Origin of the sequence: Sulfitobacter sp. 1A13353, assembly GCF_043557255.1 — a bacterium.
In the GTDB taxonomy this organism is placed as follows: Bacteria; Pseudomonadota; Alphaproteobacteria; order Rhodobacterales; family Rhodobacteraceae; genus Sulfitobacter; species Sulfitobacter faviae.
Window position 1 is genome coordinate 466,515 of record NZ_JBIFFS010000003.1, and the last position, 25,212, is coordinate 491,726.

At 63.5% G+C, this 25,212-nt stretch carries 25 protein-coding genes; 14 read left to right on the forward strand and 11 right to left on the reverse strand.

The annotated features are described in order from the left end of the window. The first annotated feature begins 41 nt into the window (after positions 1-41). From ACGYLO_RS09535 to ACGYLO_RS09575, 9 genes are all read left to right on the forward strand, one after another. Positions 42-1,157 carry a PRC-barrel domain-containing protein gene (locus ACGYLO_RS09535; RefSeq protein WP_271689347.1) on the forward strand — a complete coding sequence of 372 codons (1,116 nt, stop codon included), beginning with the start codon at positions 42-44 and terminating at the stop codon, positions 1,155-1,157. Between the two features lie 154 nt (positions 1,158-1,311). Continuing rightward, positions 1,312-2,274, forward strand: coding sequence for a malate dehydrogenase (gene mdh, locus ACGYLO_RS09540; protein WP_067261933.1), 963 nt, complete (start codon positions 1,312-1,314; stop codon positions 2,272-2,274). 252 nt (positions 2,275-2,526) lie between these two features. Further along, positions 2,527-2,910, forward strand: a complete 384-nt coding sequence (gene sdhC, locus ACGYLO_RS09545; RefSeq protein WP_067261898.1) for a succinate dehydrogenase, cytochrome b556 subunit — start codon at positions 2,527-2,529, stop codon at positions 2,908-2,910. A gap of 11 nt (positions 2,911-2,921) precedes the next feature. Next, a complete protein-coding gene (gene sdhD / locus ACGYLO_RS09550) occupies positions 2,922-3,293 on the forward strand; it encodes a succinate dehydrogenase, hydrophobic membrane anchor protein (protein WP_067261896.1) in 372 nt (123 codons plus the stop codon). A 28-nt stretch (positions 3,294-3,321) separates the two neighbouring features. Beyond that, complete coding sequence (gene sdhA / locus ACGYLO_RS09555) at positions 3,322-5,127, forward strand: succinate dehydrogenase flavoprotein subunit (RefSeq protein ID WP_271689348.1); 1,806 nt, start codon at positions 3,322-3,324, stop codon at positions 5,125-5,127. After that, the gene (locus ACGYLO_RS09560) at positions 5,127-5,462 is read left to right on the forward strand and encodes a hypothetical protein (RefSeq protein WP_271689349.1); all 336 of its coding nucleotides are present in this window, start codon (positions 5,127-5,129) and stop codon (positions 5,460-5,462) included. Before sdhA ends, ACGYLO_RS09560 begins: the two co-directional genes overlap by 1 nt. 10 nt (positions 5,463-5,472) lie before the next feature. Next, positions 5,473-6,252, forward strand: a complete 780-nt coding sequence (locus ACGYLO_RS09565; RefSeq protein WP_067261891.1) for a succinate dehydrogenase iron-sulfur subunit — start codon at positions 5,473-5,475, stop codon at positions 6,250-6,252. 54 nt (positions 6,253-6,306) lie between these two features. Next, positions 6,307-6,522: a hypothetical protein gene (locus ACGYLO_RS09570; protein WP_067261889.1), complete on the forward strand. Its 216-nt coding sequence runs from the start codon at positions 6,307-6,309 to the stop codon at positions 6,520-6,522. 52 nt (positions 6,523-6,574) lie between these two features. Further along, on the forward strand, positions 6,575-8,224 hold the full coding sequence (locus ACGYLO_RS09575; protein WP_271689350.1) for an FAD-binding dehydrogenase: 1,650 nt from the start codon (positions 6,575-6,577) through the stop codon (positions 8,222-8,224). Between the two features lie 191 nt (positions 8,225-8,415). On the opposite strand, the gene deoD is transcribed toward ACGYLO_RS09575, so the two are convergent. The 3 genes from deoD to ACGYLO_RS09590 form a co-directional block, all read right to left on the reverse strand. Then, the gene (deoD, locus tag ACGYLO_RS09580) at positions 8,416-9,120 is read right to left on the reverse strand and encodes a purine-nucleoside phosphorylase (protein ID WP_209217445.1); all 705 of its coding nucleotides are present in this window, start codon (positions 9,118-9,120) and stop codon (positions 8,416-8,418) included. Between the two features lie 199 nt (positions 9,121-9,319). After that, on the reverse strand, positions 9,320-9,664 hold the full coding sequence (locus ACGYLO_RS09585) for an H-NS histone family protein (RefSeq protein ID WP_271689351.1): 345 nt from the start codon (positions 9,662-9,664) through the stop codon (positions 9,320-9,322). Between the two features lie 83 nt (positions 9,665-9,747). Next, the gene (locus tag ACGYLO_RS09590; RefSeq protein WP_271689352.1) at positions 9,748-11,715 is read right to left on the reverse strand and encodes a protein meaA; all 1,968 of its coding nucleotides are present in this window, start codon (positions 11,713-11,715) and stop codon (positions 9,748-9,750) included. Between the two features lie 165 nt (positions 11,716-11,880). Between ACGYLO_RS09590 and ACGYLO_RS09595 the strand changes: the two genes are divergently transcribed. The 5 genes from ACGYLO_RS09595 (at position 11,881) to ACGYLO_RS09615 (ending at position 17,368) form a co-directional block, all read left to right on the forward strand. Further along, positions 11,881-13,278, forward strand: coding sequence for a 1-acyl-sn-glycerol-3-phosphate acyltransferase (locus ACGYLO_RS09595; RefSeq protein ID WP_271689353.1), 1,398 nt, complete (start codon positions 11,881-11,883; stop codon positions 13,276-13,278). A 125-nt stretch (positions 13,279-13,403) separates the two neighbouring features. Continuing rightward, positions 13,404-14,684, forward strand: coding sequence for a crotonyl-CoA carboxylase/reductase (ccrA, locus tag ACGYLO_RS09600; RefSeq protein ID WP_209217441.1), 1,281 nt, complete (start codon positions 13,404-13,406; stop codon positions 14,682-14,684). A gap of 191 nt (positions 14,685-14,875) precedes the next feature. Further along, complete coding sequence (locus ACGYLO_RS09605) at positions 14,876-15,082, forward strand: hypothetical protein (protein WP_271689354.1); 207 nt, start codon at positions 14,876-14,878, stop codon at positions 15,080-15,082. Continuing rightward, positions 15,030-15,749, forward strand: a complete 720-nt coding sequence (locus ACGYLO_RS09610; protein ID WP_271689355.1) for a LuxR family transcriptional regulator — start codon at positions 15,030-15,032, stop codon at positions 15,747-15,749. Before ACGYLO_RS09605 ends, ACGYLO_RS09610 begins: the two co-directional genes overlap by 53 nt. An 80-nt stretch (positions 15,750-15,829) precedes the next feature. Continuing rightward, on the forward strand, positions 15,830-17,368 hold the full coding sequence (locus tag ACGYLO_RS09615; RefSeq protein ID WP_271689356.1) for an ATP-dependent RecD-like DNA helicase: 1,539 nt from the start codon (positions 15,830-15,832) through the stop codon (positions 17,366-17,368). On the opposite strand, the gene ACGYLO_RS09620 is transcribed toward ACGYLO_RS09615, so the two are convergent. The 8 genes from ACGYLO_RS09620 to tsaB all read right to left on the reverse strand — a co-directional run bounded on the left by ACGYLO_RS09620 (position 17,365) and on the right by tsaB (position 25,195). Continuing rightward, positions 17,365-18,132 carry a TIGR02186 family protein gene (locus ACGYLO_RS09620; RefSeq protein WP_271689357.1) on the reverse strand — a complete coding sequence of 256 codons (768 nt, stop codon included), beginning with the start codon at positions 18,130-18,132 and terminating at the stop codon, positions 17,365-17,367. The two genes, ACGYLO_RS09615 and ACGYLO_RS09620, sit on opposite strands and share 4 nt — an antisense overlap. Next, a complete protein-coding gene (locus ACGYLO_RS09625) occupies positions 18,129-19,043 on the reverse strand; it encodes a sulfite exporter TauE/SafE family protein (RefSeq protein ID WP_067261874.1) in 915 nt (304 codons plus the stop codon). Before ACGYLO_RS09625 ends, ACGYLO_RS09620 begins: the two co-directional genes overlap by 4 nt. A gap of 114 nt (positions 19,044-19,157) precedes the next feature. Then, positions 19,158-20,126, reverse strand: a complete 969-nt coding sequence (locus tag ACGYLO_RS09630) for an ABC transporter permease (protein WP_271689358.1) — start codon at positions 20,124-20,126, stop codon at positions 19,158-19,160. Positions 20,127-20,161: 35 nt separating this feature from the next. Further along, a complete protein-coding gene (locus ACGYLO_RS09635; protein WP_271689359.1) occupies positions 20,162-21,298 on the reverse strand; it encodes an ABC transporter permease in 1,137 nt (378 codons plus the stop codon). A 1-nt stretch (position 21,299) separates the two neighbouring features. After that, positions 21,300-22,901 (reverse strand): ABC transporter ATP-binding protein, encoded by a 1,602-nt coding sequence (locus tag ACGYLO_RS09640; RefSeq protein WP_271689360.1) that lies wholly within the window; start codon positions 22,899-22,901, stop codon positions 21,300-21,302. A 136-nt stretch (positions 22,902-23,037) separates the two neighbouring features. After that, positions 23,038-24,039: a BMP family protein gene (locus ACGYLO_RS09645; protein WP_271689361.1), complete on the reverse strand. Its 1,002-nt coding sequence runs from the start codon at positions 24,037-24,039 to the stop codon at positions 23,038-23,040. 107 nt (positions 24,040-24,146) lie between these two features. After that, entirely contained in the window at positions 24,147-24,602 is a 456-nt protein-coding gene (locus tag ACGYLO_RS09650) for a GNAT family N-acetyltransferase (protein ID WP_271689362.1), read from the reverse strand. After that, positions 24,599-25,195 carry a tRNA (adenosine(37)-N6)-threonylcarbamoyltransferase complex dimerization subunit type 1 TsaB gene (tsaB, locus tag ACGYLO_RS09655; protein WP_271689930.1) on the reverse strand — a complete coding sequence of 199 codons (597 nt, stop codon included), beginning with the start codon at positions 25,193-25,195 and terminating at the stop codon, positions 24,599-24,601. Before tsaB ends, ACGYLO_RS09650 begins: the two co-directional genes overlap by 4 nt. Positions 25,196-25,212 lie beyond the last annotated feature (17 nt).

The following is a 25,212-nucleotide window of genomic DNA, read 5'->3' on the forward strand; positions in this document are numbered from 1 at the left end:
CAGAAGAGCAAGCAACGCTCATTTTTGGAAGGAGACCTACAATGAAACGTTTTCTGAGCACGACGGCCATCGTATTGACCATGACCGGCACAGCCTTTGCTGACGCGCATTCCGAAGGCTTTGGCAACGTTGCCGTAGAGCAGACTGATTTCCTTGCATCCGACCTGATCGGCATGCGCATCTACAACTCCGAAGCCGAAGTTGACGCGGCAACCCCCGTTGCCGATGGCGCCGAGCAGGAGTGGGATGATATTGGCGAGATTAACGACATCATCGTGTCGCAGGACGGCGAAGTGACTGCCGTGATCCTTGGCATCGGCGGCTTCCTTGGCATGGGCGAACGTGACGTTTCCATCTCCATGGACAAGATTCGCATCCTGAACGACGAAGGCGGTGAGCGCTTCCTCGTTGTGAACACCTCGAAAGAGATGCTGGAACAGGCGCCTGAGTTCGAACGTCCCATGATGGATGGCGAGCGGATGGAAGGCGACGCCATGAACGAGACTGACGCGAACGTCACCGTCATCAACGGCGAGACCGAAGCCGAAGAAATGGCGAACGATGTCGAAGCCGAGACCGAGGAAATGGCCAACGACGTAGAGGCCGAGACCGAGGAACTGGCGCAAGACACCGAGAACGCGGCCGAAAACCTTGAAGCCGAGACCGAAGAGATGGCCAATGACGTAGAGGCCGAATCCGAGGAAATGGCGCAAGAAGCCGAAACCATGATGGAGAACGCCGAAGCCGAGACAGAAGAAGCTGTCAACGAAGCCGAAGCCAACACCACCGTGATCACAGGCGACGAAACCGTTGAGCGTGAACTGCTGCCGCGCCCCGAAGTTGAGCGTGAAGGCTATGCCAATGCCGAAGCCGAGATGATCGAGCAGATGAGCGCCGAGGACCTTGAAGGCTCCTATGTCTATGGTGCCAACGACGAAACCGTGGGTGAGATCGACTCGCTGCTGATCGGCGACAACGGCCAGATTGACCGTGTGGTCATCAACGTGGGCGGTTTCCTTGGTCTGGGCGAAAAGCCGGTGGCCGTGACATTTGACGAACTTCAGGTTCTGCAAAACGTGGAAGGCGACGACGTGCGCATCTACATCGACAGCACCGAAGAGCGTCTGGAATCGCAGCCTGAGTACCAAGGCGACTAATTCTTCGCCTTAAAGTTCAGCAATTGGCCGCCCCTCGGGGCGGCCTTTTTCGTGGTGAGGGCAGGGGTTAGCCGCCCGCCAATGCTGCAACTTGCACGGGACCGTGCATTTCGGTATCTCCGGCGCAAATGAAACCTCTGTCGGAGACATGACCATGGCCAGACCCAAAATCGCGCTTATCGGCGCGGGGCAAATCGGCGGCACTCTCGCCCATCTCGCAGCGTTGAAAGAATTGGGCGATGTCGTCCTGTTCGACATTGCCGAGGGCACCCCTGAGGGCAAAGCTCTCGATATCGCGTCGTCGGGCCCCTCGGGCAAGTTCGACGCCACCATGTCGGGCACGCAAGATTACGCCGATATCGCGGGCGCGGACGTCTGCATTGTGACCGCCGGTGTGGCCCGCAAGCCGGGTATGAGCCGCGACGACCTGCTGGGCATCAACCTCAAGGTCATGAAATCCGTGGGCGAGGGCATTGCCAAGCACGCGCCCGACGCCTTCGTGATCTGCATCACCAACCCGCTCGACGCGATGGTCTGGGCGCTGCGCGAATTCTCGGGCCTGCCGCACAACAAGGTTTGCGGCATGGCTGGCGTGCTCGACTCCGCGCGTTTCCGCCACTTCCTCGCGACCGAGTTCAACGTATCGATGAAAGACGTCACCGCCTTCGTTCTGGGCGGTCACGGCGACACGATGGTGCCGCTGGTACGTTATTCCACCGTCGCAGGCATCCCTCTGCCCGATCTGGTCAAGATGGGCTGGACCACACAGGACAAGCTCGACGCGATCGTGCAGCGCACCCGTGACGGCGGCGCCGAGATCGTCGGCCTGCTGAAGACCGGCTCCGCCTTCTACGCGCCCGCCACCTCCGCGATCGAGATGGCCGAAGCCTATCTCAAGGACCAAAAGCGCGTTCTGCCCGCAGCGGCGCATGTCGATGGGGCCTACGGCTTGAACGGCTTCTATGTGGGCGTGCCCACCGTGATCGGCGCAGGCGGTGTTGAGCGTGTCGTCGAGATTTCGATGAACAAAGACGAGCAGGCGATGTTCGACAACTCCGTCAACGCGGTCAAAGGTCTGGTCGAAGCTTGCAAAGGCATTGACGAGAGCCTCGCCTAAGCCTCACGGCATACGAGTTTTGGAGCGCGTCCCAATCGGGGCGCGCTTTTTCGTTCAGGGGTGGGGCAGTTTTGTGATCACACTATAATATGCTGTGATCACAAAAACGAGTAGGACCACATCACTCTGTCATTTTTCCACCGAAACACCGGCCAAACCCGGCAGATTCCCCGCAGTTCCCCGTGACAGTCCTGTAAAAACCGCTATCAAGATGCAAAGCACAGGACAAAGCACAGGACAAAGGACCGCGCCATGGCCGACGTGAACCGGGGTAACCGCCCGCTTTCCCCGCATTTGACGATCTACCGCCCTCAATTGACCTCCATGACGTCGATTCTCACCCGGATCACCGGCAACGCGATGCTGATCACCGCGCTGCTTATCGTGTGGTGGTTCCTCGCCGCGGCCACGTCTCTTGAGTATTTCGACACCGTGAACGGAATTATGACCAGCTGGTTCGGTGATCTGGTCTTTACCCTGTCGCTCTTGGGCCTGTGGTATCACACGCTGGCCGGTGTGCGGCACCTGATCTGGGATACGGGCCGCATGCTCGATATCCCCACCGCGGAAAAGCTGGGCTGGACCGTGCTGATCGGATCGGTCGTGCTGACCATCCTGACCATCATCATCGTTTGAGGAGCGACACCATGGCATACATGACAGATCGCAAACGCGCCCGCGGCCTTGGCTCGGCGAAAACCGGCACCGCGCATTTCTGGGCGATGAAAGTCTCCTCGCTGGCGCTGTTGGTTCTGATCCCGCTGTTCGTCTTTACCTTCGGCAGTGCGCTCGGCGGCAGCTATGAAGAGATCCTTGCCTATTACGCGCGGCCCTTCCCGGCCATCGTGGCGGCGCTGACGCTGATCGTGGGCTTTAAACATTTCAATGACGGCGTGCAGGTGCTGATCGAGGACTATGTCCATGGGCTGGCCAACAAAGTCGCCCTCATCGTGATGACCATCATCAGCTACGGCGCAGCAGCGGTCGGCGTTTTCGCCATCGCCAAGCTCGCCCTGTAACAATACGCCCAAACGGGAGACCGATTAAATGGCAGCATATGAATACGAAACCCACGAATATGACGTTGTCGTGGTGGGGGCAGGCGGTGCTGGTCTGCGCGCGACTTTGGGCATGGCGGAGCAGGGGCTGCGCACGGCCTGTATTTCCAAGGTGTTCCCGACCCGCAGCCACACCGTGGCCGCGCAGGGGGGCATCGCCGCGTCCTTGAGCAACATGGGCCCCGACAACTGGCAGTGGCATATGTATGACACGGTCAAGGGCTCGGACTGGCTGGGCGACACGGATGCGATGGAATACCTCGCCCGCGAAGCGCCCAAGGCGGTTTACGAGCTTGAGCATTACGGCGTGCCCTTCTCGCGCACCGAAGAGGGCAAGATCTACCAGCGCCCCTTCGGTGGCCATACCACCGAATTCGGCGAAGGCCCCCCCGTGCAGCGCACCTGTGCCGCCGCTGACCGGACCGGTCACGCGATCCTGCACACGCTCTACGGCCAGTCGCTGAAGCAAAGCGCGGAATTCTTCATCGAATATTTCGCCATCGACCTGATCATGTCGGACGACGGTGTCTGCCAAGGTGTGCTCTGCTGGAAACTCGACGACGGCACCATGCATCTGTTCAGCGCCAAGATGGTCGTGCTGGCGACAGGCGGCTATGGCCGAGCGTACTTCTCGGCCACCTCCGCACATACCTGCACCGGCGACGGCGGCGGCATGGCGGCCCGTGCGGGTCTGCCGCTGCAAGACATGGAATTCGTCCAGTTCCACCCCACCGGCATCTACGGCGCGGGTTGCCTGATCACTGAGGGCGCGCGCGGCGAGGGCGGTTATCTGACCAACTCCGAAGGCGAGCGCTTCATGGAGCGCTATGCGCCGACCTACAAGGATTTGGCGTCGCGCGACGTGGTTTCGCGCTGCATGACGATGGAGATCCGCGAAGGCCGCGGTGTGGGCGAGAACAAGGATCACATCCACCTGCACCTGAACCACCTGCCGCCGGAGACGCTGGACCTGCGCCTGCCGGGCATCTCGGAATCCGCGCGTATCTTTGCGGGTGTAGACCTCACGAAAGAGCCGATCCCGGTGCTGCCCACCGTGCACTACAACATGGGCGGCATCCCCACGAACTACTGGGGCGAGGTGCTGAACCCGACCGCCGACAACCCCGACGCCATCGCACCCGGCCTGATGGCCGTGGGCGAGGCGGGCTGTGCCTCGGTGCATGGTGCGAACCGTCTGGGCTCCAACTCCCTCATCGACCTCGTGGTCTTTGGCCGCGCCGCCGCGATCCGCGCCGCCAAGATCGTCGACCCCGAAAGCCCGGTGCCCGCCCCGAACCTCAAATCGGTCGAGAAGGCTTTCGATCGCTTCGACGGTCTGCGCAATGCCAAGGGCGGCACGCCGACTGCCGAACTGCGCCTTGAGATGCAAAAGACTATGCAGGCCGATGCCGCCGTCTTCCGCACCGACAAGACGTTGGAGGAAGGCCGCAAGAAGATGATCGACGTGGCCGACAAGCTGAACGATCTGCATGTCACCGACCGCAGCCTCGTGTGGAACTCCGACTTGATGGAGACCTTGGAGCTGACCAACCTGATGCCCAACGCCACCGCCACGATCACCGCCGCCGCTGCGCGCAAGGAAAGCCGTGGTGCCCACGCGCATGAGGACTACCCGGACCGGAACGACGACGAATGGCGCAAGCATTCGCTGGCCTGGTTCGATGGCAACGATGCCAAGCTGACCTACCGCGCCGTGCACCTTGATCCGCTGACCAAAGAGGATGAAGGCGGCATCGACATGAAAAAGATCGCCCCCAAGGCACGGGTGTATTGATGGTCCGCACAGCACTCATCGCGGCCACGATGCTCGGCCTTTCGGGCTGTGTGGAGGTTCAGCAGGCGGTGGATGACACCGCCCGCCAGACCTCCAAAGGCGTGGTGACCGAGGTTCTGGCCACCCGTTTCCCGCAGGTGCCGAAAGAGCTGATCACCCCCTTCACCGATTGCATCATCGACAATGCCGACGCGCTGGAGCTGCGCGAATTGGCCCGCGCCACCGTGGTTGGCGTGGACGATACAACAACGGGCACCGTGCGCACCATCCTGTCGCGCCCCGAGACCCGTACCTGCCTGCTGGCCGCCGCGCCCGCAGCCGGTCTGACGCTTTAGGAGACGCATAATGGTTCAACTGACGCTTCCGAAAAACTCCCGCATGACCAGCGGGAAGACATGGCCCAAGCCCGAAGGGGCGACCAACCTGCGCGAGTTCCACATCTATCGCTGGAACCCCGACGACGGGAAGAACCCGGCGCTGGATACCTATTTCGTCGATATGGACGATTGCGGGCCGATGATTCTCGACGCGTTGATCAAGATCAAGAACGAGATCGACCCGACGCTGACCTTCCGCCGCTCCTGCCGCGAGGGCATCTGCGGCTCCTGCGCGATGAACATCGACGGGATCAACACGCTGGCCTGCACTTACGGCATGGAAGAGATCAACGGCGTGGTGAAGATCTACCCGCTGCCGCATATGCCGGTGGTCAAGGACCTGATCCCCGATCTGACCCACTTCTACGCCCAGCACGCCAGCATCCAGCCGTGGCTGGAAACCGACACGCCCGAGCCCCGCAAGGAGTGGAAACAGTCGATCGACGACCGTGCCAAGCTCGACGGTCTGTATGAGTGCATCATGTGCGCCTGCTGCTCGACTTCTTGCCCCAGCTACTGGTGGAACGGCGACCGCTACCTCGGCCCAGCGGCCCTGCTGCACGCCTACCGCTGGATCATCGACAGCCGGGACGAGGCCACGGGCGAGCGTCTGGATGACCTTGAGGATCCGTTCAAGCTCTACCGCTGTCACACGATCATGAACTGCGCCAAGACCTGCCCCAAGGGGCTGAACCCGGCGGCTGCGATCGCCAATATCAAGAAACTGATGGTCGAGCGCACCGTCTAATCCACCCAATCCGACAGGAAGGCCCGGCCAAGCGCCGGGCCTTTGGTTTTTCCCATGATCCTGCCCTTCGTCATCGTTATCGTCTTTGTGATCGTGCTGATCTTTGCCCGTCGCAACGCGCCCACGCGGGACTGCCGCTGGCGCGAAGACCGGGCGGGGGACAAAGGCGCGCTGCGCAAATACCACTGCGTCGCCTGCGGGGCCGAAGCCTACCGCAGCGAAGGCCCGCCCGACCGCTGCCTCAAAGGGCTCGACACCCCGCGTCTGTGACTTGCTTTTGCCCCCAGCCCGCCGCAAGCTTGCGGGAACAGGGGAGGCAGCAATGGGTGAGCGTTTCAAAGCAGATGTGATCGTCGTGGGGGCGGGTCTGGCCGGCATGGTCGCCGCCCATGAGGCCGTGCTGCGCGGCCGCCGGGTGCTGCTCATGGACCAAGAAGGCCCGCAAAGCCTCGGCGGGCAGGCCTATTGGTCGCTCGGCGGTCTCTTCATGGTCGACACGCCCGAACAACGCCGCATGGGCATCCGCGACAGCGCGGAACTCGCCTATCGCGACTGGATGGGCTCGGCGCAGTTCGACCGGGCGGAGGACGCCAACCCCCGCAAGTTCGCGCAAGGGTTCATCGACTGGGCGGCGGGCGACATGCGCGCATGGCTGCACCAGATCGGCCTGCGCTGGTTCCCGGTCGTCGGCTGGGCCGAGCGCGGCGGGGCAGGGGCCGGAGGCCACGGCAACTCCGTCCCGCGTTTCCACATCACCTGGGGCACCGGCACCGGCGTTGTGGCCCCCTTCGCGCGGCTAATGCGCGAACATGCAGCGGCGGGCAAACTGCGCCTTGGCTTCCGCCGCCGGGTCACACGACTGGTCGCCACCAATGGCGCAGTCACCGGCGTCGCAGGCGAGGTGCTGGAAGACAGCGACGCCCTCCGCGGGCAGAGCACCCCACGCAACGTCACCGGGCCATTCGAACATACCGCCGAATCCGTCATCCTCACCACCGGTGGCATCGGAGCCAACCATGATTTGGTGCGCCAACACTGGCCCACTGACCGCCTCGGCCCCGCCCCGCAACGCATGGTCAGCGGCGTGCCCGACTACGTCGACGGCAAGATGCACGGCATTGCAGCCGACGCCGGGGCCGGGCTCATCAACGAAGACCGCATGTGGCACTATTGCGAGGGCGTCCAGAACTGGGACCCGATCTGGCCCAACCACGGCATCCGCATTCTGCCCGGTCCCTCGTCGATGTGGTTCGACGCGCAGGGCGACCGGATGGAAGCCCCCTGCCTGCCCGGCTTCGACACGCTCTCGACCCTCAAACGCATCCTGCAAGCGGGCGAACACAGCTGGTTCATCCTGACGCAAAAGATCATCGAAAAGGAATTCGCCCTCTCGGGATCCGAACAGAACCCCGATCTCACCTCCGGCAAATGGGGCGAAGTCCTGAAGGCGCGCCTCGGGAAGGGGGCAACCGCCGCAGTCGAGGCCTTCAAAGAAAAAGGCGCGGATTTCATTGTCGCCGAGGACTTGGAAACCCTCGTCGCCCGCATGAACGCCCTCACACCCGAGACCCCCGTCGCCCCAGAGCACATCCGCGCCCAAATCGCGGCCCGCGACGGCCAATTGGGCAACCCCTTCGCCAAAGACGCCCAGATCACCGCGATCCGCGGCGCCCGCAACTACCGTGGCGACCGCCTGATCCGCACCGCCAAACCCCACGCCATCCTCGACCCGGCCAACGGCCCGCTCATCGCCGTGCGGCTCAACATCCTCACCCGGAAATCCCTCGGCGGATTGCACAGCGACACCCAAGGCCGCGTGCTCACGCCTGCGCGCACCATCCTCCCCGGTCTCTTCGCCGCCGGAGAGGTCTGCGGCTTCGGCGGCGGCGGCTACCACGGCTACAACGCCCTCGAAGGCACCTTCTTAGGCGGCTGCCTCTACTCCGGCCGCCTCGCCGGCCAACACGCCTGAAAGACGCGCCACACCCCCTCCCTTCATCCTTTCCCAAATACCTTCCGCACTCTCCCCACACGCGAGCGCCAACCAACGAAGCACCCCCCTCGCTCACACCACCCGCCAAGCCACGAAAAAAGGCGCGACCCCCGCCGCGCCCCTTCATCCTTTTTCAAATACCAATCCCGCCCTCTCAGCAGGCGCCGCACTCAGGCAAAGGCCGCCTCCAGCGCAATCTCGACCATATCGCCAAAACTCTTTTCGCGATCCTCCGATGGCAGCGCCTCGCCGGTCTGCAAATGATCGCTCACCGTCAGCACCGCCAAGGCACGCCGCTTGTGCCGCGCGGCCAGCGTGTAAAGCTCCGCCGCTTCCATCTCGACACCGAGGATGCCATGGCGCACCATCTGCTCGTCAAGGTCGGGGCGCTCCGCATAGAAAACATCCGAGGAATAGATCCCGCCCACATGGGTCTTAGCTTCGAGCTTTTCGGCGGCAGCGACAGCAGCGCTCAAAAGGCCGTAATCGGCGCAGGGGGCGTAGTTCAATTCGCGGAAAATGCCGGAGGAGGGCGAGGTGATCGTGCTCGCCGTCATGGCGATGATCACGTCACGGATGCCGACATGGGATTGCATGCCGCCACAAGAGCCGATGCGGATCAGGGTCTGCGCGCCATATTCGGTCATCAACTCATTGGCGTAGATCGACAGCGACGGCATTCCCATGCCCGAGCCTTGGATCGTCACCCGGTTGCCGCGCCATGTGCCGGTAAAGCCGAGCATGCCGCGCACTTCGTTGACCAGTTCGGCCCCTTCGAGAAAGGTCTCCGCCGCCCATTTCGCGCGGTAGGGGTCGCCGGGCATCAATACGGTTTCGGCGATATCGCCGGGTTTTGCGCCAATATGGACGGTCATTTCTGTCTCCTGATGTTTGGCGCATTTTGCCCGCGCAAGGCGGGCTTCACAAGGGCTGCGGTGGGGCAGGGGGTGTGACGTAAACTTCCGCTCGGCGCCGTGCGGGCGGTGACTATCGAATTCACATTTCCGTTAGCAATAAAAAAGCGCCGGTGAATTGCTATTCAACCGGCGCGAAATTCCCGTATTTCGGGAAGTATTAAACCCGCATCGTTTCCGGATCGGCACCATTCTCTACTTGGGCGCGGAACCAATTCGGCTGGCGGCCTTTTCCGGTCCAAGTCTGGGACGGGTTCTCCGGATTGGCGAACTGAGGCTTCGATTTCGGACCGGCAGGCGCTTTGCGCGGCTTCTTGGCCTTCTTGGGCGCGGGGGCCTCATCAGCTAACTCATTCAGGGAAAAGCCATATTCCGCCGCTGCCTTTTGCGCTGCCTTGCGTGCGGCGCGGCGTTCGCGCGCCTGCGCGGCCTGCAATGCCTTTTTGACATCCGACAGAAGTTTCTCCAGTTCCTTACGGCTCATGGATTTCAGGTCTTTTTCCATATCTGATATTTCCTTTCCAGATTGTGCTGGTAGAGGGAATTATAGAGGCAATAAGTTAATTGCACGATGTATTTTGTGTCAGCCTATTCCGCCGCCACCGCTTTGGGATCGGCGAGCGTAATGATATCCTGCATGATGACGTTTAATTCGAAGTCCTTCGGCGTATAGACCTGCGCAACTCCAGCGGCGCGCAAACGGGTGGCGTCGGCCTCGGGAATGATGCCGCCGACGATGACGGGAATATGGGTCAACCCGGCCTCGGCCATGCGTTTCATCAGGTCTTCGACCAAGGGCACGTGAGAGCCCGAGAGGATCGACAGGCCGACCACATGGGCGGCTTCCGTTTGTGCTGCTTCGACAATCTCCGCAGGTGTCAGACGGATGCCTTCATAGCTGATGTCCATGCCGCAATCGCGGGCGCGGACGGCGATCTGCTCGGCCCCGTTTGAGTGGCCGTCGAGCCCCGGTTTGCCGACGAGGAACTTCAGCCTGCGGCCAAGTTTGTCGCTGACCGCGTCTACCGCATCGCGCAGGTCGTCCAGACCTTCGGTCTTGTTGGACTGGCCTGCGGAAACACCTGTAGGGCCACGATATTCCCCGTGAACGGCGCGCATCTGCGCGGCCCATTCGCCGGTGGTCACCCCGGCTTTCGCAGCGGCGATAGAGGCGGGCATGATGTTCTCGCCCGCCTGCGCCGCGGCGCGCAGATCGGCCAGCGCCTGTTTCACGGCACCCTCGTCGCGCGCGCTGCGCCATGCGTCGAGCCGGGCGAGCTGGTCGGCCTCGGCGCCGGGGTCGGATTGCATGATATCGCCTGCGCCGGTCATCAGGGGCGAGGGCGCGCCTTGCTGCCATTTGTTTACGCCCACCACGACGGTTTCGCCGCTTTCGATACGCCGCAGCCGGTCGGCATTGCTTTCGACTAAACGTCCTTTCATGTAATCGATCGCGGAAATCGCGCCGCCCATACCGTCGAGATTCGCCAATTCGGCCCGCGCGCCTTCTTTGAGCAATTCGACCTTGGCATCGACCGCCGGGTTGCCGTCGAATAGATCGTCGAATTCCAAAAGGTCCGTCTCATGTGCCATGATCTGCTGCATCCGCATCGACCATTGTTGATCCCAGGGGCGGGGCAGGCCGAGGGCTTCGTTCCATGCGGGCAATTGCACGGCGCGGGCGCGGGCTTTTTTCGAGAGGGTCACGGCCAGCATTTCGATGAGAATACGGTAGACGTTATTCTCGGGCTGTTGTTCGGTCAGCCCCAGCGAATTGACCTGCACCCCATAGCGGAAGCGACGGAATTTGGGGTCTTCGACGCCATAGCGCGCGCGGCAAATCTCGTCCCAAAGGTCTACAAAGGCGCGCATTTTGCACATTTCGGTGACGAAACGGATGCCTGCGTTCACGAAGAAGGAAATGCGGCCCACCAATTTCGGGAAATCCTCTGCCGGGACGCGGGGTTTGAGCGCGTCGAGCACGGCGGTGGCGGTGGCCAGCGCGAAGGCCAATTCCTGTTCCGGCGTCGCGCCCGCCTCTTGCAGGTGGTAGGAACAGACGTTCATCGGGTTCCATTTCGGGACATTCGTATAGCAGAATTCGGCCACATCCGCGATCATCTTAAGCGATGGCGCGGGCGGGCAGATATAGGTGCCGCGGCTAAGGTATTCCTTGATCAGGTCGTTTTGCACCGTGCCTTGCAGCTTGGAGACATCCGCGCCCTGTTCCTCGGCCACCGCGATATAGAGCGCCAGCAGCCAAGGGGCGGTGGCGTTGATCGTCATCGAGGTGTTCATCTGCTCCAGCGGGATGCCATCAAACAGCGCGCGCATATCGCCGAGGTGGTTCACCGGCACGCCCACCTTGCCAACCTCGCCGCGGCTGAGCACATGGTCGCTGTCATATCCGGTTTGGGTCGGCAGGTCGAAGGCCACGGAAAGCCCGGTCTGCCCGCGCTCAAGGTTCGAGCGGTAGAGCGCGTTAGACGCGGCGGCGGTGGAATGGCCCGCATAGGTGCGAATGAGCCAGGGGCGGTCTTTCTGCGGTTGGGTCATCGTGGCCTCTTGAATCTGGGTTGCAATAAAGTTGCGTCATGACGTTGATAGGGGAAATAATATGCCTCTGTCAATTCGCTGCGTTGCGGCATCACTCGGGCCGCTTGGGCGGGCGGGAAACAGATAAATATTGTCCTCTCGCCCCTGCACTGTAAGGGTTAAGCCATGACGCAGACTGTGCAATTGCCCCTTTGGCTGTTCATCCTCATCGTGGTTTTCGCAGCCGTCACCGCGCTGAGCCACTTTCTGCTGCCTTCGGTGCGTTGGTTCTTTCGCCGGCGGCTTGAGCGGGCAGTAGCACGGTTGAACAAGCGGCTGACGCGGCCCATCGAGCCCTTCAAACTGGCGCGGCGGCACGACATGATCCAGCGGCTGATCTATGATCCGGAGGTCAGCCAAGAGATCGTCAACTATGCCCGCAGCAACGGGGTGCCGGAAAACGTAGCCTTTCAAAAGGCGCGGGAATATGCGCGCGAGATCGTGCCGCGGTTTTCGGCCTTCGCCTATTTCAGTTTCGGCATCCGCTTGGCGCGGCTGTTGACCAATACGGTCTACCGGGTCGAGACGGCGGTGAGTAACGAGACGACATTCGCCGCGCTGCCGCGGGATGCCACGGTGGTCTTTATCATGAACCACCGGTCGAACATGGATTACATGCTGGTGACCTATCTCGCCGCGCGGTCTTCGGCGCTGAGCTATGCGGTGGGGGAATGGGCGCGGGTCTGGCCGCTGAGCACGTTGATCCGCTCGATGGGGGCGTATTTCATCCGCCGTCGGTCGCGCGGGGCGCTCTATCGCAAGGTTTTGGCGCGCTATGTGCAGATGGCCACGACGGGCGGGGTGACGCAGGCCTTCTACCCCGAGGGCGGCTTGAGCCTGACCGGGGCCTTGCAGCCGCCGAAGGTCGGGCTTCTGTCCTATGTCGTGGATGGGTTCGACCCCGAGGGCGAGCGCGACATCATTTTCGTGCCGGTGGCGATTAATTATGACCGGGTACTGGAAGACCGCGTGTTGATCGCCGCCGGGCAGCGCGGGGACCGGCGTTTCGGGGCGCGGATCACGGTGGTTGTGGGCTTCGTGCTGCGCAAGATGTGGCGGCGGCTGCGCGGGCGCGACACGCGTTTTGGCACGGCGGCGGTGACCTTTGGCGATCCGCTGTCGTTGCGTCGCACCGGGGCCGGGGTGCCGGTGTCGGAGTTGTCCGAAATGTTGATGGACCGGATCGCGCAGGCGATGCCGGTGCTGACCGTGCCGCTGATCGCGCGGGTGATGTTGCAGGCCGCGCGCCCGATGAAGGAGGCCGATCTGCTGGCCGAAGTGGCTGCCACTTTGGAGCAGATGCCACCGCGCAATCGGGTGCCGAAGCCGGACGTCCTGCCCGAGCGGGTCGCCCGCGCCGTCGCGCGGCTCAAGAAACGTGGCGTCATTTCCGAAGGCCCAGAGGGGCTGGAGATCGTCGAGGGGCAGGGGCCTGTTTTGGCCTTCTACGCTAATTCCATTGCACATTTCCCCTGGGAGGATGCTGCACCTGCGGCAGAAATTGCTGCGACTGCTGGGTCATAAAATTACAAACGGCGGTATCTAGGGGTTGCATTGTTGCGCGGCGGGTCATATCCCGAAAGGGAGCCGCCGCGATTCTGCGGTGCGGCACAGACCTTGTAGACACCGATCACCGGCAGGAGGCCCACATGGCACTGGATACGAAACACGCCGAATATGACGCCCCGCAAAAGGACCTCTATGAAGTGGGCGAGATGCCCCCGATGGGGCATGTCCCGAAACAGATGTATGCTTGGGCGATCCGCCGCGAACGGCACGGCGACCCGGACAGCGCGATGCTGCAAGAGGTGGTCGACGTGCCCAAGCTCGACAGCCAAGACGTGCTGGTTCTCGTGATGGCGGCGGGCATCAACTACAACGGTGTCTGGGCCGCGCGCGGCGTGCCGATCAGCCCCTTCGACGGCCATGGCGAGCCCTATCACATCGCCGGCTCCGATGCCTCGGGCATCGTTTGGGCGGTGGGTGACAAGGTGACCCGTTGGAAGGTCGGCGATGAGGTGGTGATTCACTGCAACCAAGACGACGGCGACGACGAGGAATGCAACGGCGGCGACCCGATGTATTCTCCCAGCCAGCGGATCTGGGGCTACGAGACGCCCGACGGCTCTTTCGCGCAGTTCACCCGGGTGCAGAGCCAGCAGCTGATGCCCCGGCCCAAGCACCTGACATGGGAGGAAAGCGCCTGCTACACGCTGACGTTGGCGACCGCCTACCGGATGCTGTTCGGCCACGAGCCGCATGACCTCAAGCCCGGTCAGAACGTGCTGGTCTGGGGGGCAAGCGGCGGCCTTGGGTCCTATGCGATCCAGCTTATCAACACCGCGGGCGCCAATGCGATCGGCGTGATCTCGGACGAGAGCAAGCGTCAGTTCGTGATGGATCTGGGTGCCAAAGGCGTGCTGAACCGCAAGGATTTCAACTGCTGGGGCCAACTGCCCACCGTGAACACGCCGGAATATGCCGAGTGGTTCAAGGAAGCGCGCAAGTTCGGCAAGGCGATCTGGGACATCACCGGCAAGGGCGTGAATGTCGACATGGTGTTTGAGCACCCCGGCGAGGCGACCTTCCCGGTCTCCACTTTCGTGGTCAAGAAGGGCGGCATGGTGGTGATCTGCGCAGGCACAAGCGGGTTCAACCTGACTTTCGACGTGCGCTACATGTGGATGCACCAGAAGCGCTTGCAGGGCAGCCACTTTGCCCATCTCAAACAGGCGAGTGCGGCCAACAAGCTGATGATGGAGCGGCGGCTCGACCCCTGCATGTCCGAGGTCTTTAGCTGGGCCGATCTGCCCGAGGCGCATATGAAGATGATGCGTAATGAGCATAAGCCGGGGAATATGTCGGTACTGGTTCAAGCGCCGACGACCGGGCTGCGCACGCTGGAAGACACGCTGGTCGCCCGCGACTGAGCGTTACGGATCGGCTAAGATGAAACCCCCGTGGCTCCGGCTGCGGGGGTTTTGCGTGGTGCCCTGTCGAAACAGAGGCTTAGCGCCCGAAGCCCCGCTATTTATGGGGGGGCAGAAAGCGCGGATGGTGCAAAATAATGTACATGCTATGGTTGTATTAATCTGCCATTAACCAAAGCTGGGCGACCCTCATGCGAGATGATTGGATATTGGACGTTTTGGCCGATCTCAGGGCTTTTGCCATGGCGAACCAACTGCCGCGCACGGCGGAACAGTTGGACGACGCGGCGCTGATCGCTCTGGCTGAGATGTCCTTGCAACGCGAAAGGGCCGTGGGCCAGACGCATGAGGATAGAGCCGCATCTGGAACGGATTTGGGAAAGGCTGGCGCAGGCTGATGGCCAGCCCGCCCTTGGGCAGGCCTGCAAAGACCTGCGCGATCACTTTGGCATTCTGCACGTCGTCTATCACTGGGTCGACACGGCGGGGGTGCAATATGGCTGCGGCACCTATGGCGCGCTCTGGTCTGAGCGCTATCAGGCGCATAACTACCTGCGCATCGATCCCGTGGTCGCGGGCTGCTATCGCCGGTTCGAGCCGGTGGATTGGAAAGACCTCGATTGGTCCTCTCGCGCCGCGCGGCAGTTTCGCCGGGATGCTTTGGACCATGGGGTTGGCGATCAGGGGTTCTCGGTCCCGATCCGGGGGCCGCATGGGCAATTCGCGCTTTTCACCACGAACCACAGTTGCACCGATCGGGTTTGGGCCGCTTTCACCGCGCGGCACCGGCGCGATTTGATCTGGGCGGCCCATTGCTTCAACGAAAAGGCGCTGGCGCTGGCCCCGGAGCGGGCGCCGGGTGCCGTGCAGGCACTTTCCCCGCGCGAGGTGGATGCGATGACCCTGCTGGCGGTGGGCTACAGCCGCGCGCAGGTGGCTGACCGTCTGTCGATCTCGGAACATACGCTGCGGGCCTATGTGGAAAGCGCCCGCTTCAAACTGGGGGCGTCCAACACCACCCATGCCGTCGCCCGTGCGCTCAGCCGGGGGCTGATCGTCGTCTGAGGCAGATAATCCACATGAATCGCAGGCGCGCGGGGCAAAGCCATCTGGCCCCCGGCGCGGGGCTCATTTAGGGTCGCCCAATGACATCTACCGCGCTCACCTATTCCGAAGACCAAGCCGCCGCCCATGACAAGGTGGCCGATATGCTGCGCTCTGCGGGCATCGATCTGGACGACTCGCTTTTGATGCCGCCTGCGGGCGGGCCGGATCAGGTGATGGCGGTGACCGGCAAGGCCGGATCGGGCAAAACCCTGCTGCTGGCCGAGCTTTACCGCGCGCTGGAAGGGGCCGGGGTCGAGATCGTCTCGGGCGATTACGAATCGCGCAAGAAGCGCGAGAAGCGGACCTTGGCGATCCTCGCGCCCACCAACAAGGCGGCGAGCGTGCTGCGGTTGCGCGGGGTGCCCGCGACAACGATCCACCGCATTCTCTATACGCCGGTCTATCACCCTGAGTATGAGCGCATCGCCGAATGGCTGACCGGCAACGGTGAGAAGCCCGAGATCGAGGGCCTCAGCGAAATGGCGTTGGACCGGGCGGCGGCATTTTTCGCGAACAACAAGTCGGTGCCCGGGGCGTTGGCGGCGGCGGGGCTGCGCGGCAGTGATTTCATCACCGGCTGGAAGCGGCGGGAAGAGCCGTTGGACATCGGTTTCGTCGACGAAAGCTCGATGCTGGACGACAAGCAGTTCGAGGATTTGAAAGAGATCTTCCCAACGCTGCTGTTGTTCGGTGACCCGGCGCAGCTGGCACCGGTGGGGCAGTCGGGCACGATGGTCTTCGAGAAACTGCCCGAGAAGCGCGTCTTGAACCTCAACCGCATCCACCGGCAAGAGGCCGACAACCCGATCCTTGATCTCGCCCATGCGCTGGCCGATCCGCAGTTGGAGTTTCATGACTTCGAGCGGATGATCGAAGACGCGGCGCGCCGCGATGACCGCGTGGTCTGGGGCCAGCGTGTTGAGGTCGACCTGATGGCGCGCAGCCCGGTGCTGGTCTGGCGCAATGCGACGCGTATTCGGCTCATCAATGCGTTCCGCAGCGTGCATGGCGCGCCCGAAGATGCGTTGCTGGCCGGTGAGCCGCTGATCTGCGACGGGATCGAACTGCCGCTGAAACACCGCAAAAAACGGCTGGACCTTGAAGCGCGGGGCCTGATCAAGGGCGCGCAGGTGGTCTATCTGGGCGAGGGGCGCAAGCCCGGCTTCAGCCGCTTGCATGTGATCGGCGCCGAAGACCCGCAGGTGAGTGCCGCCTCGATCGTGAAGATCGAGAAACCCGACGAAGAAGAACCCTTCATCCCCTTCGCTGCGCGCATGGGGGCGACCTTTCTGCATGGGGCGGCGGTGACGATCCACAAGGCCCAAGGCAGCCAGTGGGAGAATGTGCAGGTCTTCGCCCCCGATCTTTATGCCGCCGCGCGGATGGGGCGGAGCGAGGCGGGGCAGCCGCTGTGGAAACGGCTGGCCTATGTGGCGATTACGCGCGCTCAGGAACGTCTGATCTGGGTGGTGCGCAACCGGCTCAGCAAGCCTTCGGGGCCGCTGCGGGTGGATGATCTGCGGGCCGCGCCAGCGGCGGCGCTGACGCTTGAGGCGACCGAGGATGGCGCGGCTTAGCGGCGCATGAGGCCGAAGACGGCAGAGGCGCCCCAGCCCGCGGCAACCGCGATGAAGAGCGACAGCAGCCCGTAGAGAAACGCCTGTTGATGGGCAAGGTTGAACAGCCAACGCTCCATCCCGACTTTGCGCACGTCGATGATCGTCTCATATTGCGCCACCACATCGCCGCCGCGCGTGAGGAAAATCCGCGTGTCATAGGCCCCTTCGGTGAGCGAGGCGGGCAGGGCGACGGCGGCGCGGAAGAGGGTTTGCTCATCCACCTTCACCCCGTCTTCGATAACTTGGTACAGGTTCGCATCCTTGCGCACACGGATCAGCGCGTCGGTGAATTGGGTGGGGTCCGCGATCTCCATCGGGGCGCCGACCGACCGGATGGCGCGGGGGATGGAGATGCGGTGGCGCAGGTCTTCGATGCGTTTGAGCACCTCGGCCAGCGGGCCGGAGGTGACCACAGCGTAGAAGCTCGGCGCGCGGTCGACCTCAACCGCGGCGGTGTTCACCCAGATGCCAAAGCGCCGCTCTTTCCGGCGCACCATGACCGGGGCCGAGGGGCCGGAGACGGTAATGACGACTTCGAGCGGCGCGCCATCGGGGATCGGGGTTTCGCGTTTGACGGCGCCGTAGACGAGGATCTCGGACCCGTCGAAATTGGTGGTGATGGAGACTTCGGCCTGGCTGAGGCCAAGCACGATTTCCTCTTCCGCCGTGGCGGTCAGGGCCGTGAAACACAGGCCAAGAAAGGCGATCAGCGCGCGCATCATTCCGCCGCCACCGGGCTGAGGGAATAGAGTTCCGCCGGTTCCAGCAACAGGTCAAGCGCCAGCTTGCCGCAGACCGCCAAGACCAGCACCGCGAGCAGGATGCGCAGCTGTTCGGCCTGCATCCGCACGCCGATCCGCGTGCCCACCTGCGCGCCGAGCACGCCGCCCACCAGCAGCAGCACCGCCAGCACGATGTCGACCGTCTGGTTGGTGGTGGCATGGAGCATGGTGGTGAAGCCGGTGACGAAGATGATCTGCAACAGCGAGGTGCCGATCACCACTTTTGTCGGCATGCCGAGCAGGTAGATCATCGCGGGCACCATGATGAAACCGCCGCCCACGCCCATGATCGCCGAAAGCATCCCGACCGCCGCGCCGACCAGCACCGGCGGGATCACCGAGATATAGAGGCCCGAAACCCGAAAGCGAATTTTGAACGGCAGCCCATGCACCCAATAGTGCTTCTTGCGTTTGACTCGGCCCCCCTTGCGGGTGCGGCGGATGGCGCGGAGCGATTCCACGAACATCAGCCCGCCGATAATGCCAAGGAAGACGACATAGCAAAGCGTCACCAGCAGATCGACTTGGCCGAGCGATTTCAGGTAGTTAAAGATGAACATGCCGATGCCGGAGCCGATCAGGCCCCCGGCCAGCAGCACCCAGCCCATTCGGAAATCGACCGTCTTTCGCTTGAGATGCGCCAGAAGCGCCGAGAAGGAAGAGGCCACGATTTGATTGGTCGAGGTCGCCACCGCCACGGCGGGCGGGATGCCGACAAAGAACAGCAGCGGCGTGATCAGAAACCCGCCGCCGACGCCGAACATGCCCGAAAGGATGCCCACGATGCCGCCCAATCCCAAAAGGAGGAAGGCGTTGACCGATACTTCGGCAATGGGCAGGTAGATTTGCATGACGTTTCCTAGCCCCGAACGGCCGCGCAGTTCAACATAGCTTGTCGCGGTGAGGCGACCACTTTGACAGGTTGCGCCGATCCGGCCCTCGGGTGCAAGGGCCGGAAGGAAGTGTCAACGTTCTTTCACATAGGGCTCGCCACCCGCGCGCGGCGGGATCGCTTTTCCGACAAAACCGGCGAGGATCACCACGGTCATCAGGTAGGGCAGGGCGCCCAGAAGCTGGCCCTGCACCTTGATGCCGATGACCGACTGGATCACGTCCGGTCGGGTCTCCAGCGCGCCGAAGAGGCCGAAGAGCAGGGTGGCCCAAAGGGCGTACCACGGACGCCACTTGGCGAAGATCAGCGCGGCCAGCGCGATGAAGCCGCGGCCCGCCGACATGTCCTTGACGAAACCCGCCTGCAGCGCGGTGCTGAGGTAGGCGCCCGCCACGCCGCAGAGCAGCCCCGCGATGGCCACCGCGGCATAGCGCAGACCCACGACCGAGACACCGGCGGTGTCGACGGCGGCGGGGTTCTCGCCCACCGCGCGCAGGCGCAGGCCGAAGCGGGTGCGGAACAGGATCCACCATGTCAGCGGCACGGCGAGGAAGGCGGCATAGACGAGGATCGAATGGCCCGAGATCAGCTCTTCGTAAAGCGGGCCGATGACGGGCACGCTCTCCATCGCCTCAGCGAAGGGCAGAGTGATCGGCTCGAACCGCGCGCCGCCGAAGAGCGAGGGGGTGCGGCCCCCTTGGGCGAACCAGTCCTGCGCGATCAGCACGGTCATGCCCGCGGCGAGGAAGTTGATCGCCACGCCTGAGATCAGCTGGTTGCCGCGGAAGGTGATCGAGGCAAGGCCATGCACGGCGCTAAGCGCCAGCGAAGAGGCGATGCCCGCCGCCAGACCCAGCCAGACCGACCCGGTGATTGAGGCGAGCGCCGCCGAGAAGAAGGCCGCGGCCAGCATCTTGCCCTCAAGCCCGATGTCGAAGACGCCCGCGCGTTCGGAGAAAAGACCGGCAAGACAGGCCAAGAGCAGCGGCGTCGCGAGCCGCACGGTGCTGTCAAGCAATTGGATGAGCGTGATGTAGTCCATAGGTCAGACCCGCTTTCTCAGGGGGGTATAGGGGCTCATTCCGCGCTCTCCGACTGGGCGCTGCGGGGGCCGGGTTTGGGCGGGCCGGGGCGGCGGAACATCAAGAAGAGACGCTCCAGCGGCATCCGCACCATATTGTCGAGCGCCCCGGTGAAGAGGATCACCAGCGCCTGGATCACGACGATCAACTCGCGCGGGATCGAGGTCCAGAGCGCAAGCTCCGCGCCGCCTTGGTAGAGGAAGCCAAAGAGCAGCGCGGCAAAGAAGACGCCCACCGGGTGCGAGCGGCCCATCAGCGCCACGGCGATGCCGATGAAGCCCGCGCCCTCGGTCGCGTTCAGCACCAGACGTTCGCTTTCGCCCATGACGTTGTTGATCGCCATCAGCCCTGCCAGCGCGCCCGAGATGATCATGGTGATCATGGTGATGCGCACGGGCGAGATGCCGGCGTATTTCGCCGCCGGCTGCGAATGGCCGTAGGCGCGGATTTCATAGCCCAGACGGGTGCGCCAGATCAGCATCCAGATCGCCACGCAGGCGCCGACGGCCACCAGCAGCGAGACGTTGGCGGGTGCGGATTTGGAGAAGGCGATGCCAAGGGGGGCAAGCAACTCGTGCAGGGTCGGCAGATGCACGGCCTCGGGGAAGCGGGCGCTGGCCGGGTCCATGCTGCCCGGCGGGCGCATGACGTTGACCAGCACGTAGTTCAGCAGCGCCGCGGCGATGAAGTTGAACATGATCGTGGTGATCACGACGTGGGAGCCGCGCTTGGCCTGCAGCCAGCCGGGGATCGCGGCCCAGATGGCGCCCAGAAGACCGGCCATGACGCCGCAACCGATCAGTGCCAGCGTCCAATGCGGCCACGGGATGTAGAGCGCGGCCAGCGCCACGCCAAGGCCGCCCAGCATCGCCTGACCTTCACCGCCGATGTTGAACAGGCGCGCGTGGAACGCCACGGCGACGGCAAGACCAGTGAAGATGAAGTTGGTGGCGTAGTACAGCGTGTAGCCCCAGCCATAGGTCGAGCCGAGCGCGCCCTTGACCATGAGATTCACCGCCGCGACCGGGTCTTCGCCGATCGACAGGATCACCAGCGCCGAGAGCACGGCGGCCAGCAGCAGGGAGATCAGCGGCACGAGGATCACCTCGGCCCATTTCGGCATCACGTCCATCTCAGACCTCCTTGCGCGCGTCGCCGCCCGCCCGGGCGAGATTGGCCTCGACCTCGGCCACGCTGTGTTCGTTCTCGGTATCGGTGATGCCTGCCATCAGCAGCCCAAGCTCCTTTTCGTCGGTCTGATCGGCGGCACGTTCGCCCATGATCTGCCCGTCGAACATCACCGCGATGCGGTCCGACAGGGCGAGGATTTCCTCGAGCTCGACCGAGACCAGCAGGATCGCCTTGCCCTGATCGCGCAGCGCAATGATCTGCTCGTGGATGAATTCGATCGCGCCGATGTCGACGCCGCGGGTGGGCTGGCCGATCAGCAAAAGATCGGGGTTGCGCTCGATCTCGCGGGCCAGAACGATCTTCTGCTGGTTGCCGCCCGAGAAATTCTTGGCCGCCAGCGTCGGGTCGGGCGGGCGCACGTCGAAACGGGCCATCTTGTCTTCGGCGTCGGCGCGGATCGCGGCGTGGTCCATCAGCATGCCGCTGTTGAAACGGTCGTCGTGGTGGTAGCCGAAGACGTTGTTCTCCCAAGCCTGGAAATCCATGATCAGGCCTTCGCGCTGGCGGTCTTCGGGCACATGGGCCACACCACGCGCACGGCGCGACTGGCCGTCGCTTTTCTTGCCCGAGAGGTCCAGCGGGGTGCCGTTGAGCGTAACGTTGCCGGTGCCGTCGGCATAGCCGCCCAGCACTTCCAAGAGTTCCGACTGGCCGTTGCCCGCAACGCCCGCGAGGCCCAGCACTTCGCCCGCGCGAATCTGAAGGTCGATCCCGCGCAGCCGCTCGACACTTTTGTCGTCGACGACGCGCAGCCCCTTGATGTCGAGGATCACCTCGCCCGGGGTGGCGGGCTCTTTGTTGACGCGCAAGAGCACCTTGCGCCCGACCATCAGCTCGGCCAGTTCCTGCGGCGAGGTCTCGGCGGTTTTCACGGTGGCGGTCATCTGGCCGCGGCGCATGACCGACACGGTGTCGGTGATCTCCATGATCTCGCGCAGCTTGTGGGTGATGAGGATGATGGTTTTGCCCTCGGAGCGCAGGCGGCCGAGAATGCGGAACAGCTGGTCGGCCTCAGCGGGGGTCAGCACGCCGGTGGGCTCGTCGAGGATGAGGATATCGGCCTGCCGGTAGAGCGCTTTCAGAATTTCCACACGCTGCTGCATGCCGACGCCGATGTCCTGAATCTGCGCGTCGGGGTCGACGTTGAGGCCGTAGTCGTTTGACAGTTCGATCAGCGTCTTGCGCGCCTTCGACAGCGAGGGCTTCAAGAGGCGGCCATCCTCGGCGCCGAGGATGATGTTCTCCAGCACGGTGAAGTTCTCGACCAGCTTGAAGTGCTGGAACACCATGCCGATGCCGGCGGCGATGGCGGCCTGGCTGTCGGGGATCTCGGTCTTGCGGCCACCGATGAAGATCTCGCCCGCGTCGGCCTTGTAGAAGCCGTAGAGGATCGACATCAGCGTCGATTTGCCGGCGCCGTTCTCGCCGATGATGCCGTGGATCGTGCCCGGCATGACGCGGATGGAGATATCTTTGTTGGCCTGTACCGGGCCGAAGGCCTTGGAGATGCCCTTGAGTTCGATCGCGGGGGCGGTATCGGTCATGTCAAAAGGTCCTGCGGGCGTTGCAGCCCTTGATCTGGCGTTGGTCCATCGCTGCCCCGGTCACGCTGTGGGGTTTTAAAAGGGGCCGCGCCGATGATCGGCGCGGCCCCGGGTGTCGATTGTGGATAAATTGGGCTCAGAAGTCCAGTGCCGGGCAGCTGTCGTTCTCGTAGTAGGAGACCACTTTGATCTCGCCGTCGATGATCTTCTGGCGCGCTTCGTCGACAGCGGCCTTCATCTCTTCGGTCACGAGATCTTGGTTATGTTCGTCGATGGCAACGCCAACACCTTCTTCGGCAAGGCCGAGGGTCACGACTTCGCCGACTTCGAGGTCTTCGCCCGCCATCATCGCGTCATAGACGGCGACATCGACGCGTTTCAGCATGGAAGTCAGCACCTTGCCCGGGTGCAGGTGGTTCTGGTTGCTGTCCACGCCGATCGACAGGATGCCTTCGTCGGCGGCGGTTTGCAGCACGCCCACGCCGGTGCCGCCCGCCGCGGCATAGACCACGTCAGCGCCTTGGTTGATCTGGGCCTTGGTGATCTCGGAACCCTTCACCGGGTCGTTCCATGCGGCGGGGGTGGTGCCGGTCATGTTGGCGATGACAGTGGCGTCGGGGTTGGTCGCCTTGACGCCTTGGGCATAGCCGCAGCCGAAGTGACGGATCAGCGGCACGTCCATGCCACCGACGAAGCCCACGGTGTCGCTCTCGGAGGCCATCGCGGCCATGACGCCGACGAGGTAGGAGCCTTCATGTTCGGCAAAGCTGACCTGACGGACGTTGGGCAGGTCGAGCCAGTTCACGTCGATCACGGCGAACTTGGTGTCGGGATAGTCGGGCGCGACGGTCGCCAGCGGATCGGCCATGGCGAAACCCATGGTGATGATCGGGTTGGCACCGGATTCGGCGAAGCGGCGCAGGGCCTGCTCACGCTGCGCTTCGGACTGCATCTCGATCTCGGCGAATTTGCCGCCGGTTTCTTCGGCCCAGCGGGAGGCACCGTTGAAGGCCGCTTCGTTGAAGCTCTTGTCGAACTTGCCGCCGAGGTCGAAGATCAGCGCCGGTTCAGCCGCTGCCGCGCCCGCGGTGAGCGCGAGGCCCGCAGCAGCGCCGAGGAATTTCGTCATGAGGGTCATTTGGTGTCTCCCGGGTTGTGGTGTCGGGCGGTCAATCAGATGCTGCCGCCACGGCGTTTGTGGATCATGTGATCAGGTATAATCTAGGGCGCAGGCGGGGGGTAGGGTCAACCGCTTTTTGAGGGCAAGCCGCCCGGATCGCCAGCGTGACCATGGGTCAAGACGCGTTGCAGGATGCAGGCATCGACGGGTGGGACGCCGCTCCGCGCGTAATAGGCACGGCGGGTGGCGATTTGGGCAAAGCCTTGATCCGCATAGAGCGCGCGGGCGGGCAGATTGTCAGCTGCGACTTCGAGAAAGGCACTTTCGCAGTCGGCGGGCAGGGCGGCGAGCCAGTCGCGCAGCAGGGCCCGGCCCAGCCCCCGACGTTGCTGCGCAGGGTCCACGGCAAGCGTCAGCAGTTCGGATTCGCCCGCGATGGTGCGGGTCAGGGCAAAGCCGCCGGGGCGGGTGAAAAGCTGCACGAAGGGGCTGTCGAGCAGGCTTGCGAACTCCGCCTCTCGCCACGGCCTGTCTTGGGTGAAGGCCGCAGCATGGAGTGTGGCGAGAGCCGCCGGTGTCACGGCAGCAGAACCGGTGCCGCGTCGCGGGCGGGCGCGGCATCGGCGGGGCGCAGGTAAAGCGGCGCGGGGCGCGGCGGACTGCTGGCAAAGCGACGCGCGGCGATGCGGGCGATGGCTTCGGCCACAGGCATTGCTGGCGGCTCTCCGCCCGCGCCGATCAGCGGGCCGGTGAAGGCCGGGAGGGCTGTGGCATCATGAAGCGCGGGCGCGGAAATGCCGGGGTTGTCAAAGCCTTGCAGAAATACTTGATCGCGGCGGGCATCCACCGCACAGGCGCAGGCACCGTCATGGCCTTCGCGCAGCGCGTCGAAGGCATCGACGCCGACTGCCGGGATGCCAAGACCAAGCGCCAGCCCACGGGCGGCAGAAACGGCGATGCGGATGCCGGTGAAATTCCCCGGCCCGATGCCGACGCCAAGCGCGGTGAGATCGGCATAGACCACGCCCGCTTCGGCCAGCAATTCTTCGCAGAGGACCAGCAGGCGTTCGGCCTGTCCCTTGGTCATCGGCTCGGTACGGGAAGCCAAGATCCGATCGCCCGACAGCAAAGCGGCCGCGCAATGCGCGGCCGATGTGTCGAAGGCCAGAATCAGTGGCCCTCCTGCGTGAT